This is a genomic window from Saccharophagus degradans 2-40 (assembly GCF_000013665.1).
GTDB classification, from domain to species: Bacteria; Pseudomonadota; Gammaproteobacteria; order Pseudomonadales; family Cellvibrionaceae; genus Saccharophagus; species Saccharophagus degradans.
Genome location: NC_007912.1, coordinates 2584945 through 2600344, shown reverse-complemented (window position 1 = coordinate 2600344; position 15400 = coordinate 2584945). Strand labels below are relative to the sequence as shown.

1 protein-coding gene (cut by a window edge) is annotated in these 15400 nt (G+C 44.6%); it reads left to right on the top strand.

Annotation, left to right across the window (positions count from 1 at the left end):
- On the top strand, positions 1-15400 hold the 3' portion of the coding sequence (locus SDE_RS10750) for an Ig-like domain-containing protein (protein ID WP_011468527.1). 28430 nt of this gene lie to the left of the window's left edge; the window shows 15400 of its 43830 coding nt (coding positions 28431-43830); the start codon falls outside the window, past its left edge; the stop codon is at positions 15398-15400.

Genomic DNA, 15400 nt, shown 5'->3' with positions numbered 1-15400 from the left:
GTCTGACGACGAGAAATGGACGCAATCTACTTATCCTGCAACCGAATTTACACAGGCAGCTGATCAAGTAGAAATAACGGCTAATGCTTATTATGTGTTGCAAAAAAACCTAGGCAGAGTTGTTCGTATTGATCGTAAAACGAGTGCCGTTAAAACTTTAATTAACAATGCCAATTTAAGTTTAATGGCGGTGACGCCTTCTGGTTTATTTGTAATTGAAGAAGAAACTGTTCACTTGCTGAACTTGGCAAATGGGGACGTTATACGCTCCTTCACACTACCAGCGGGCACGAGCGCAATTGGTATCGCACCGCTCGAGTTGGGTGCAGTCATTGTGACTGATACAGGCTTATTGCTATCTGCCAACACCTCGCTTAAAACACTTTCGCAAGGTTTGTATGCTGTTAAGAATATTGCCACCAACGGCAAGCTTATTGCCGTAACAACGGATGCAACGCTTAGCTTCCCTGTTAGCGCAAATGCAATGGCTGTCACCCAACGTGAATTCGAAAGTGCTATTACCGCAGTGCAACTTTCTGAAGGTGTTGCAGTGGTAGCAACTGCAAATAATCGCGTACATGTTGTTTCAGTGTTCGATATTAATACCGATCTTGTAACGTTTAATAGCGCGAGCAAAGTATCGTCAATTGATATTGATGGCGATATGGTTGCATTTGGCTTGGGTGTTAACGGGGTGCAAGTTGAACAACTTGGTGCTTTAAAATATTACCCTTACCCAGTGGTTAATTCACCATTAAGCAAAACAGAGTACGACCTCAATCAATCCCTAGAATTAACGATTAATAGTAATAGCGGTGCGGTACGTACCAGCGTTAGTGTTAATGACGCTACTATTGTGGATGTTAATGCCGTAGCTGAAACAATTAAAACACCTATACCTAAATCCATTGCTAATGGGCAAAACTTTTCTACATTGGTTGCTGTTGAGTCATTAGCGGGCGAACAAGTAAGTGCCGATGCATTAACGTTACGTGTTCAATCACAAAATGAGATTTACAATGGCTTTAGTGTATCGGTTGACGTACCACAAGACAGCTGGTGGCCAGAGCCTTTGGCAATTAAAGCTGTAATATCCGATAGTGACTACGGCATAGCTTTGGTTGAATACTATCTATCTAGTAACGAAGTCGGTCCTTATCAATTAATTGCGAAACAATACGGCCCTAATTACCAAATAGTGCGTGACTTCGATACAAGCTACGATGGTTACTACATTAAAGCTGTAGCGATAGATGAGTTTGGTAACTCCACAGAATCTGTGCCTGTACAATTCTCTCGCTTCCAAGATCAGGTTCAACCAACAGCTTCTGTAACGGCAGCTGGTAATGCGCTAACCGGTGTATATGCCGTAATTGGTGTGCCTTACAATATTTCGGTTGAAGCACAAGATGATGCGAGCGGCATCGCATCTATAAAAATATTCGAAAACGAAACCTTGGTAGCAGCCAACTTTAATAGTGCTCAGCTAACTTATTCAGCGAACCCTCAAACTATTGGTACCGTACGTTATCGTGCGGAAGTAACTGATAATGCTGGTAATGTCTTCAATTCTAATAAAGATTTATCGCTGGTAGCGGATCAATACCCAGAAATTACCGGTGTTTCTACACCTGCGCAAATTCGTGAGGCCAGTGCATTTAACGTTACTGTGTCTGCCGCTGATGATGCTGGATTAGGGCGGTTGGAAGTAGACTTTGGGTCTACAACTTACAGTCATAACTTTAATGGCGCTAAAGCGGGTAGCAAAACATTCGCTATAACCGATATGCGCGCTTCTAGGCTCACTAGCAGTGTAGATGTGCCTGTATTAGTTAGAGTATTCGATACTAAAGAGCAGCTAACTCAAAACAGCACTAACTTTGTTACCGTAGTGCAAGATGCAGCTCCTGTGGCTACAGGTGTGTCTTTAAGCACCAATCAATTAGCGTTCTATGGTAGTAAAGTTACCGTTACCATTAATGGCTTGCAAAATACCGATGACGGTACAGCCCTTAACGTGCAATTGTTAGATGCTACCGGTGATGCGGCTCAACCTTTGTACACGGCTACTATTAACGCAAGCAATACTTCTTCGCGTAGTAAAGAAATTGCTATTCCTACTACCTCTTTACCAAATAACGAATTGTTGTTGCAGGTGAAGTTGCGAGACGAGCTCGGCCAAGAAGCGTTTAGCAGTATTGTGCCTGTGGTTGTTCATCAAAAACCAAACTTGATTCGATTCACTCCAACCTTGACTGGCTTGAATGAAAATACGTTTGCAGTAGGTAGCAGCGCGAATTTCCGTGTAGAGGTATTAGACGCTTTCGCAACGCCTGTTCAGGGTATTGGCGTTAAGTGGAGCCTTAAGAATTTACAAACGTCTCAAATTAGCTCTAAAGGTATTGTGGCTACAAACAGTAACGGCTTGGCCGAAGTTGCCATAAGCACTGTATTGCAGCAGGGCCAGTATGAAGTTATTGCAGAAATACCTACGTACCCAGCAATTGCAGATACACGCCACGTAATGTCTATTACCACAGGGCCTACAGCCGAAGTGCGGTTTGCTTATATCGATGCTGTAATGGCGAGTGAGAGCTTCGTGCTTAATCTTTCTGCACACGATGCTGCGGGTAACTTTGTGGCTACAGAAAGTACACGTACCGTTCAGCTAACCATGCCTACGGGTTTCACATTACCACCGCAAAACTCCGTACAAAGCAATAGCATTACGCTTAACGATGGTGTTGCTTCGGTTGTGGTTAACAGCGCGACACAAGCTGGTAGTTACGCTATACCAGTTGTTTCTTCAGGTGCTGTAATTGGGTTTGATCACGATAATAAAGCGAATACTTCCGCGCAGACGGTATCTGAGTTGCCCGTTACTGTTGTTCATAATGTTCCAGCACAGGCGCTGCTAGTGGACGATAACGGTAACGTTCAACCCGATGGCGATGTTGCCGTATATGGCACTAAGCATACAGCGCAACTAAGCGTAATGCTGGTGGATGAGTTTGCTAACTTAATCGACACCGGTGAATATGCATTCACTGTAAGCGCAACAGGTTCCGCTACCATTAACGCAAGTAATAGCTCTGGCGTTGCAAACGTAGTTAACGGTTATGGTGGCTTTAGCGTTCAGAATACTGAGTTTGAAACGGTTACCGTTTCTATTGTTGGTGTTCCAGAAGGTTTAGAAACCATCAACTCAACGTCTACCTTTAGGCTTACTTTCAATCAACAGCCGCCTGAATTGATTTCAGCTGCCTTTACCGCTGAGGCTAATTCGAATGTGCTGGTTGCTAAATTCTCCTACGATGAAGCGTTAGCTATGTCTGCTGGTGGAAGTAGCTACCCAAGCTTGCGTCAAAATGGCGTAGCTGTAGACGGCGTGTGGAGTTTAGTAGAGAGTGAACTAATCTTTACTCCAACTCAGCTAATACGTTTGAACACTTGCTATGAATACGACACATCGGCGAGTGATTTAGAAGGTGCTGCTCGAAATGATGCGATTGTTATCGAGCAGCGCGAGCTTTGTTCGCCACGCTACCGCTTGGCTGGTCAGCCATACGATGCCGTTTATGTGGGCCAAGAATTAGATGTTGAGTTTGAAACCTACGACGGTACATCTCGTCCTCGCTACCTCAGCATCGCTATGGGCGGTACGGTACTCACATCTGGTTACTACAGTCTTCCAAATACTGGCGTGTTTAACAGTGCAACGGGTACCTATTTCACCAACAAATTAGTAACTGTGCCCAATTTCTTCTCCAACGAATTGTTTGTTGAGGGCTCTACTGTAAGTTTAGCGTTAGAAGTAACCAATAATTCCTATGCAGGCTTTGCGGTAAATGATCAGCAATACCGTGTATTCAGTGAAGAGGGAGACTTTGACGGTGACGGTATATCCAACCTTGCAGAAATTGAGAGCGGTACGTTATTGCCATACAGTACAGATTCGAACAACGATGGCGTGCTAGATATAAATGAAGATTCGGACGGAGATGGTTTAACTAATGGGTTCGAGATTGCGCAGGGCACCAGTATTAATTTACGTGATACTGATGGCGATTTACTCTGGGATAATCTAGAGCTGCAATACGGTACTCAACCTCTAAACCCAGACTCTGACGGTGACGGTATAACCGACGGTGTAGAAGTTGGCAGTCAGCCGTTTACCAACCCTAATTCGCCAGATAGTGATGGTGATGGAATTTTGGATGGTGTTGAAATTAGCTTGGGTATGAACCCCAATAATGGCGATGATGCAACCCAAGACCGTGATGGAGATGGGCTAGATAATATTACCGAAATCGATTTGGGTACCGGTGTTAACGACCCAGACTCAGACGACGATGGTTTGAGCGATGGTGTAGAAGTAAATGATCGACTTTCAAACCCATTGAGTGCAGATACCGACGGCGACGGTATACCTGACGGCCAAGAGCAGGGCGATGATATTTTAATTGCCGATGAAACAGCGCCGGTTGTAAATGTTGTTTCTCCTGTGCGTGAGCTGCCGCTATTGCGTGGGCAAACTGTAAACTTTACCGCTCAAGTTACCGATGCAGGTATTGTGCAGTCCACCTCGTTTAGAGTTAACGATCAACAAATTGCTACAGACTCAACTGCGCCATACCAAACAACGTGGACGGTGCCGGAGACATTCGCAAATCAACTGTTACTTGAAGTTATAGCGCACGATACCGCGTTAAACCAAGGGACTAGTGACATCATAATTTACGATGTTATTGATGACCCGCTTACAACTGTTACTGGTTTCGTTACAGATGCATCTGGTAATCCGTTAGAGGGCGTAGATGTAAGTGCTGCTGGTGTAAGCTCGGTTACTGTTGCCGATGGTAGCTTTAACTTGGTTAATGTACCAATGGCGCTCGGAGACATTCAGGTGCTTGCTGTAGGCAATATCGCTGGCGAAAGCGTGAGTGCACTATCTATTCCTGTTGCGCCTAATTGTTGTGATGCGGGCAGTATTACCGAAGCCGGAACAATTATTTTGGAGTCGCCAGTAATTCGTGTTGGTTATTACAGCGTTCAGACAAGAGCTACTTTGAGTAGCGACTTTAGCGTAGTTACTTTGAGCGAGCTTACGCCAGAAACGCTGCTGGGCATTGATGTGTTAGCAATGGATTTTGTAACACTTTCAGAACCGCAACAAGCAATTGTGGATGAGTATGTGGCGAACGGTGGTGCGCTTGTTGTGCACAGAGACCCAATTAATTTGGAAGCTGAAATTCCTAATTTGCCCGGTGACCCCGCGAGAGGTAGTGGTGGACTTTCTAATTACTATGCATACCGCGTTGACGCTTATTCGCCGATTATGAACGGTAAGTATGGTAACTATAGCTCTTTAACCGAGAGTAGTTCCGTGCGAGGCACTGTTGATGTTAGGACGTTCGCTGATGGCGTAGTACCGGTACTATCGCTCGAAACGAACTACCGCTCTAATAACGCCGTTAGCTTCTATTACCCTTGGGGTGAAGGTGTCGTTTATTTCGGTGCTATTCATTTCGGCACCACAGAAGCTACTGACGAGCACGAAACGGTTTATTGGCCAAACTTACTCACTTGGGCCTATCGTCAAGCTCTGCCAGATTCTGATGAAGATGGCTTGCCCGATATCGAAGAGTTGTACAACGGAACCAACTACTTAAATGCAGATACAGATGGCGATCTGTTGTTAGATGGTTTTGAAGTGCAATTCGGGTTTGATCCCTTGGTGGCAGACGATGCCTCGCTAGATTCAGATGGCGACGGTTTATCTACCTTGCAGGAGCAAGAATTTAATTCACATCCAAATGATGGAGATACAGACGACGATTCGTTGAATGATTATTTAGAAGCGATGTCATCCTACATAAGTAACCCACGTAGTTCGGATACTGATTGGGATGGCTTAACCGACTATGAAGAATTTAATAGTGGAACTAACCCCAACGTTCAAGATACTGATAGCGATGGTGTATTAGATTACGATGAAATAAACACCTATTACACAGATCCAACAAGAATGGACTCTGATGGTGATGGTTTAATCGATAGCTTTGAAGTTGGACACGATTATTTCGATCCAAACAATGCAACAGATGCGTTCGCCGACGAAGATGGCGATGGCATAATCAACCGCGAAGAAATTCTTACCCACGGTACCGACTTCTTGCTCGCGGATTCCGACCAAGATGGCTTATCTGATGGCGAAGAGCTGTTAGCAGGTTTACCACCGCTAAATCCAGACTACGACGGTGATGGCTTGCTAGACGGTGAAGACTATAACCCACTGTTGGCAGATTCTACTGCGCCACAGGTTATGTTAGCTGAGCCGACTACTGCCACGTTAACGCGTGGGGAAACAGTAAGGTTTGTCCCTTCGTTTATAGAAGAGGGCCGTATTGTAAGTGTGGATTACTACATAGATAACACGTATTACCAAACTTCAACCAACGCTAACTTCGACCTTGAGTACACCTTAGGTTATGGCGATAGCGTTAGCGTGTATATGGTTGCAACCGATACCGTGGACTTGCAAGGTCAAAGCGAATCTGTCCAGTTTAGTTTGCAAGACGACGCCGGTGCGCGCCTTTACGGTCGTGTAATTGATATGTTTGGCAATACAGTAAGTGGGGCAACGGTTACTTTTGAAGACGAGTTGGTTTATACCGATGCAAACGGTAACTACGAATTTACCAATGTAAGTTCACTTGCTTTACATGCAACTGTTGCGGCAGAAGTGTATTACGGTAATGAGCAGTTAATTGGCTCATCCGTAATGTTCGATCCAAATACCAATGGCGAACATTCCATCCCTGACATAGTTGTGGACAGTGTGGCTCAGCTGTTTTTACCGTTTGCTGAGAACGAATCAAACCGGATTGTTACAGAGATGCATAACTTTAATGTGTCCAGTACTTTCAATCTTTACGGGAATGGTTATCAATGGGATATATATAGCTCCGGTTATGTTGGCGATGGAGCAGATAATACCTTTGATAGTTCTGAAATTTTATTAATTAACGGGTCATCATTTCCTGGTGTCTCTTATGCCGAAATTGTTAATGACGGACGCCAAATTGTTTTAACTAGTAAAGCAATGAGTGGTCTAGATGTTCATAGAGAAATCTATGTGCCAAGCAATGGGTACTTTGCTCGTTGGTTAGATGTGTTAGAAAATCCAACAGCAAATGATATTACTGTGACCTTAGGGTGGGATTCGAATTATGGTATAAGTTCAAATCGTTATTTAGCTTATAGCAGTAACGATGATGGTTTATTCACGGTAGACGACTACGCCATTGCAATTGGTGAAACCACACTCAATGATGATTTGGCTGGTCATGTTTATGGTTCAGCGTTAAATGCTGTTAGACCTTCGTCGGTTTCTTACAATAATTCAGATGATTTGACACGTTACTATCAAGTCACAGTGCCTGCTGGCGGTCGTCGTATTTTGATGCAGTTTGGGGTGCAGCATTCTGAGTTAGAGCCGCTGCTTGAGGAAATACAAAAAATTGAAGAGGGTGACCCAGCAATACTCGTTGGTCTAACGCGAGAACAGCAGCGCGATATTATTAACTTTAACTTCCGTAAAGATTCGGATCTTGATGGTATTTCTGATGTTGATGAGGTTAACGAGGGCACAGATCCATTTAACAGTGACTCTGACTTCGATGGTTTACACGACGGTTTCGAACGCAAATATGGCTTCAGTCCAAGCTTCGACGCTAACGTAGACGAGTCTGGGTTAGATTCTGATAGTGATGGCTTAACGAATCTCGAAGAACAAACTAATGGCACAAATCCATTAGAAAGCGATACTGATGGCGACCAGATGCCGGATGGTTGGGAGGTTAAGAATAATCTAAACCCAGTTAAGGATGATGCGTCACTTGATAACGATCGAGATAGTATCAATAACTTACAAGAATATATGGAGGGCACTAACCCAGTATTTAACGAAGTCTATGAGTCAGATTTAGACAGTGATGGAATAGCTGATGGCTGGGAAGTGCGTTATGGACTCGACCCAACTGTAGATGATTCGGGATTGGACTTTGATAGTGACGGGTTGATCAATATCGAAGAATTTATTCGATTCACAAATCCTACTATTGCGGATACTGACCAGGATGGCCTGCCAGATGGTTACGAGGTGGATATAGGTACTTCCCCTGTTAATGCTCGCTACCAAGTTGAAGCAGGTTCCTACTCTGAATCATCCTGTGTATTGGATGATAACGGCGTAGCCTGTTGGGGTAATACAAGTTATGGCATAAATAATGTGCCCACATTAATCAACCCAGTAGAAATCGCGGTGGGTAGTTATGGTGCATGTGCGATTGACGACTTAGGTGTGTCCTGTTGGGGTAGTTCAACCTATTACCCTGCAGTGCCTAAAAACTTTATTAACCCTCGCAAGCTTGCTACGAGTTTTGCAGACGCCAATACATGTGTTCTAGACGATGAAGGCGTGTATTGCTGGGGCGAACGAGATGGCTACGGCATTGCAGATGCGCCTGAATTATTGCGCCCAGAGGATATAAGCGTTTCTAGTAGCCATGCGTGTGCCTTAGACGCCGTGGGCGTAGTGTGTTGGGGGAATAATAATTACGGGCAAACAAACGTGCCTCCGTTATCTAACCCTACGGATGTTGAAGTTGGAGATAACTACAGTTGTGCTGTTAATGATTCTGGTGTGGTTTGCTGGGGTAGTAGTAGTTACAGCTTAAACCAAGCTACTGTAACCGATGGGCGTGTATCTCTAATATCTGCTGGTCCTTCTAACCGCTGTGAGCTGGTTGATAACGAGCTAAGTTGCTTAGGCTACACGAACTACGGTGTACAGCAGCCACCTGCCATATCGGGTGTTGTTGATGTAAGCGTTGGGAGTCATTATGCGTGTGCAATTGGTGCTGAAGGGGTGAAATGTTGGGGTAATACATCCGATCGTTATGGCATGAACCCAGCATTTAACTTCGCGGCAGATACCGACGATGACGGAATGCCTGATCTTTGGGAGCGTGCTATCGGTTCAAACCCACTAGTAGATGACAGCAACGAAGATATAAATGCAGATGGCATTACAAATATTGTTGAGTATCAACTTTCATTGCATGGCGAAGATGTTGATAACGATGGCATGTCAAATGGTTGGGAAACAAACTTTGGCTTGAACCCTCTCGTTGCCGATGGTGACAATGATACGGATGGCGATGGCTTAACAAACCTAGAGGAGTTTGTACATCACTCCAACCCGTTGTTAGCTGACACAGATTCTGATGGCAGTTACGATGGTGTTGAAGTTGCAAACGGTGGTTCACCAATTTTGCCTCGTTATCAAGTTGATCCAGGTCGATTACACACATGCGCACTCGATGAGCAGGGCGTGCAGTGCTGGGGCTATAGTTCTTCGAACATTACAAATGTACCGGCATTGTTTAATCCTAAACAGGTTGCCAGTGGTTATTACTTCTCCTGTGCTTTGGACGACAATGGGGTAACTTGTTGGGGCCAAAATAACTACGCAGTTACTACTGTACCTTCACTGGTTAACCCCAAGAAAATTATTACTGGCTCATACCATGCATGTGCATTAGATGATGACGGTGTAACTTGCTGGGGTAATAGTAACTATGGCTTATTAGACGTCCCCACATTATCTAACCCACGAGATATTGCTGCCGGTGAAAACTTCACCTGTGCGCTCGATGACTCTGGTGTTGTTTGTTGGGGCTTGAGCAGCAACGGTAATTTAACTCCACCAAAACTTAGCAATGTTCAAACGCTTTCTGCTGGAGCTAACAGTGCCTGTGCAAACACAGCGGATGGTGTGGTTTGCTGGGGTGCGGACCAAAGTGTTGCTCAGCCAATGTCGTTTACAGCAGCTACGCAAATAGATGCAGACGGTACTAGCTATTGTTCTTTGTATGAGGACAATATCGAGTGTTGGGGTGGAAGTAATGGCTATGGTCAATTAACTATCCCAGATTTTGCGAACGCCTATTATGTGGGAACCGGATACGAGCATAATTGCGCGTTAGACGACAATGGCTTGCATTGCTGGGGTAGAAACGATTACACCCAAACTTCGCCTATTGCTGTGTTTGTGTTTGATTTGGACCGCGATTTAGATGGAATTCCTAATCTTTGGGAAACTAAACATGGGTTAAATCCTGATGATAGTTCAGATGCTACTGCTGAGCCTAATCAAGATGGCGTAACAAACCTTATGATCTACCAAGCTTCCATGAGCGATGGCGATCAAGACAATGACGGTATTCCAAACGAATATGAGTTTGCGCATGGCTTAAACGCTTTCAACGGAATAATTGGTGATGCAGATAGGGATGGCATAACCGACCTTGAAGAATACACGCTTGGTTTAAGTGCTTCCGATAGTTCGGATGCACTTGGTGATTTGGATTTTGATGGCTTGAGTAACGTAATGGAGCTTCGCCTCTTAGGTACAGATCCACTCGAATCTAACGGATCTAATACAACAGGTGGGTTAATAGATAAATTAGAACCGAATGATTCTATTGAGCAAGCGCAAAGTGTAGATGGATTATTTTCATTAAATTATTCTGCCGATATAGGCGATGAAAATGGAAACAACACGTCCGAAACAATTCCGCATGTCACTATTGATGCACCAGACCATACGAATAGTTACGACTATTATTCCTTCACTATTGTAGAGAGTAATCAAGTTGGCTATTTCGATGTGGATTATGGTCAAAGCTCAGGAGTGGCCTTTGATCCTTATTTAACTTTGTTTGATTCTAGTGGCCTGCAGATAGCTACGAGTGATGATTACTCTACTTCGGCTGGCGCTGGCGGTAGTGTACATAGTCACGATTCCTTCCTTAAACATACTTTCACAGATGCTGGGGTTTATGTAATCCGTGTAGGTCGTTGCTGTACAGGGGTGGTCAATGGTAGCTATCAGCTACAAGTATCGATTGATGGCGCATCTGTAACGGTAGCCGATGCAGATAACGATGGCGTTGCTGTAACTTATGAAGAATTCTTTGGCTTTAGCGATTCGAACCCTGCCGATGCATTGTCAGATGGTGATGCAGATGGCTTATCCAACTACGAAGAATTTTTGAATAGCACCAACCCAACAAATATCGATACTGATGGCGACGGTTTAACCGATGGGCGCGAAGTGTTCGGTGGGTTTGGTCCACACTCTTTTGTAGATTCTGATAACGACGGCTTTGGCGATGACTGGGAAATGTTTTTCTTCGCCAATCTACTAACCGATGGTAGTGGGGATAGCGATCAAGATGGCTTAACCGATGCTGAAGAGTGGGCTCTTTATACCGATCCTACGCATAGCGATACTGATGGCGACGGTTTAGAGGACTATGAGGAAATTAATGCCTACAGTACAAGCCCAATAAGAGTGGATACCGATGGTGACGGCCTGGCTGATGGATGGGAATTAGATAACGGTTTTGATCCTCTTGCTAGCGGTGAAGAAGTGCTTGATGGTGATTTCGATAACTTAGCCAACCTACAGGAATTTCAGTTAGGCACTAACCCGTCGCTAGCGGACACTGATGGTGACAACGTTAACGATGATATCGACTCGCACCCTCTCGATACGAATGAGCAGTCAGATAATGACGCGGATGGCATCGGCGATAATGCAGATACTGATGATGATAACGATGGCTTCTCCGATGACGACGAAATAAATGTTTTTGGCTCAGATCCACTAGTTGCCAATACCAATGTCGATGGTGATGAATACCCAGATGGGTACGATTCAGACAACGATAACGATGGAGTAGATGATACTAACGATGCTTTTCCATTCGACCCTAGTGAATCATTAGATACAGACCTAGACGGCATAGGGAATAACGCTGATGAAGACGACGATAATGACGGCTTGATAGATACTATCGAAACTCAATTGGGTTCCAATGCCTTATTAGCTGATACCGACCAAGATGGGTTGTCGGATTTATATGAGTTTGAAAACGGCTTAGATTTACTCGTCGACGATGCAGCCAATGATCCTGATGCAGATGGCCTATCGAACGTGGCCGAGTACGAAGCTGGCACGTCACCGCAATTAGCTGACACAGATGGCGATACCTATTTGGATGGTTGGGAGTTAGCTAACGGCTACTCCCCGCTTATTCCTCGTTACCAGGTTGCGCTAGCGGAAAATCACGCCTGTATGCTCGAAGACGGCGGGGAGATTACCTGTTGGGGTAACGAAGAAAACGGGCAAACAGTAGTGCCTTCAATAGCAAATGCCACTTCAATTGCAGCTGCAGATTACTCATATTCATGCGCTGCGAACGACACTGGTATTGAATGTTGGGGTCGCAGTTACTCTAATTCGCTCAACCCGCCAAACATGCAAAATGTTACGGCGTTGGCGTCTGGTTACTACCACACTTGTGCCGCTAACGCAGAAGAGGTGAGCTGTTGGGGTTACGATGTTTATGGCGGAACCTACGCGCCAGATATTTCTGGTGTTAAAAAGTTAGCTCTTGGCTACTACCAATCTTGCGCACTTACTGAATCTGGCGTTACATGCTGGGGTGGTGGTTCGGAAGAAGCCGAATCTCAAAATCTAATTAATCCTGTAGATCTATCTGCCGGACGAAACCATGCATGTGCTATTGATGCTGGTGGTGTGACTTGCTGGGGGAACAATTCTTATAACCAGTTAGATGTTCCAGATTTAATAAACCCAACTCGAGTAGCGAGTGGCTTTGAGCATAACTGCGCGTTAGATAGCAATGGTGTTGTTTGTTGGGGCAGTAATGAAAGCGCGCAATTAGATGTTCCCTCTTTGTCGAACCCTTACAACGTATTTGCGGCAGGCAATTATAGTTGCGCGCTGGATGACACTGGCTTGGTATGTTGGGGGGCACGATACAACTCAAACTTCGATTATTACGTACCGCCAGATACTGATGGCGATGGCGTTATCGATGAAGATGAAATTGCTGCAGGTTTTGATATAAACAACCCAAATGATGTTGGCCTTGACGTTGATGGCGACGGGTTAACTGCGTACGAGGAGTACTTGCTTGGTACAGATAATAATTTGGCGGATACGGATGGCGATTTAATAGAGGATGCTATTGATCAGTATCCACTAAACGCTTCTCGCTTTGTGCAAATTGGAACGGGTAGCGTACTCCTTGTAAGTAGTCATAGTGGTAATTTAGAGGGCTATGAAGGCGCTTTAAAATCCATTGGTTACGATGTTTCAACTTTAATCGCGGATGGCGAGGGCGGTATATCATTCGAACAATTGGATGGATTCAATAAGGTTTATTGGAGAGACGACGGAATAATATCAGGCGGTGAGTCCGTCATGCGTAATTATCTCGATTCTGGTCGCTGCATCGTAGTTGACTCAGAAGACTTTGGATATTACTGGGGAGGAGCATTACCAAATGAATATTTTGGATTGGAAGAGATGCTCTATGCAGGTTCTTTCGGTACCATAAATACTGCGGGCAGTCTCGAAGACGAAATTGGTGAGTTAGAACCCGAAAACTCAGAAGATAGTATTTCGCCTGTACCTAGTTCGAGTCAATATTACTCCAATTTTGCATGGCAGCCTAACGAAAACGCCGAAGCTATCCTTAATGGCGTAGCTTCAGAAACAATTTATCCTTTGGCGTTACATAATTATTCGAGCGAAGTTGGCTATCACGCATACATACTGGGAGTGGGCTTAGCGATTCTAGGCGAAACCAACTTCAAAAAAGTAGCAGGCGCAATATTCAACCAATGTACCTCCGAGGAAGAAGCGCTAAACAAACTAGACTCTGACTCTGACAGTCTGCCCGATGTGTTTGAACAAGCCTATGGTACAGATATCAATCTTGCCGATACCGACGGTGATGGCCTAAGCGATTATCAAGAGTTAGCTAACAGGCTTAACCCGTTAGTTGCCGATGATATTGAAGCGCTAGGTGACTCCGATGGTGATGGTTTATCAACCTACGATGAATTGAATTTAGGGTTAGACCCATTTAATTCAGACTCCGATGGCGATGGATTAACCGACTTGGTCGAATATAACAGCGGCATATACGACCCGCTAAACCCCGATACCAACGGCAATCAGTTTAGCGACGGTTTTGAACATAGCTATGGCTCAGATCTACTGCTAGATGGCGACGAAGATAACGATGGTTTAACTAACCTTGAAGAATCAAACGCCGGCAGCAGCCCGTTCTCTACGGATGTAGACGGGGACCAACTTTCTGATGTGTATGAGATTCAACGTGGTCTACTCCCAGGTAAATTCGATAGCGATGGTGACGGGTGGAGCGATAGTTTCGCTATTAGGTACGGTATAGATTTTGACCCGACAGGGGATGAAGATGGTGATGGCCTTACTAATAGTGAAGAAAATATTGCGGGTAGCAGTCCCTTTGAATCTGACACAGATAGAGATGGCTTGTCAGATTACTATGAGGCGAAAATGTCGTTTACCTTATCCTACGCTTCAGATAGTGATGGCGACGGTGTATCTGATATTCGCGAGCTATTTATAACAGATACCAATCCTTTAGATGCAGATAGCGCAATAGCATTGCAAAATAATATTTCTACAATTGCCGTTTATGTAAACGATTTATCTGCAGAAATTTACAGTCAAGATGGCTCGTTAAACTTGGGCTGGCAGGGGAGTTATCTACTTTCTTCAACGTCTTCAAAATTGAGTGTAAATGGTGTTTCGTTATCTAGTAACAACGCCATCCAACGTTGTGCGTTCTACCAGGCTAATTACTTGAGTTGTTCGTACAATGATGCCTTCTCTCATGTGGAAAGCGAAGAAACCTGGAGTCTTGTTCCTCATGTGATTGATCAAATTCTGGTCAGTCGTGAGATAACAATCCCTAACCTTGATTATGGCTTAGTCAGATATGTCGACTCGTTCCAAAATATAGGTACAGAAGAAAAAACTATCAGTGTGGATATCACGAATACATACGCTGCAGATAATAATAACGTTAGAATACACACGTCTAACGGCCAAGATTACTTAACTGCTTCAGACCAATATTCCGTATTCTCCGATTACTCCAATACCTATAGCGCAATAGCTCATGTGTATTCCGACGGCTCTACAGTAGCGCCTACGGGAATAGGGCATTCTGGGCGAGGCGACTGGCAGTTAGGTTATAGCGCTGTAACACTACAGCCCGGTCAAACTAAACGGCTTGTACACGCTTACTATGTGCACAACTCATACGAGGAGTTGTTGCAAGCTGCAAATGATGCAGCAAACAACCATGGCAGCAATATATTGCAAGGCATAAGCAGCGAAGAGAAGTCAGAGCTTATCAACTTTTCTGTTTGTGCCATAAATGACACAGAAGGGCCTTGTCAGTAA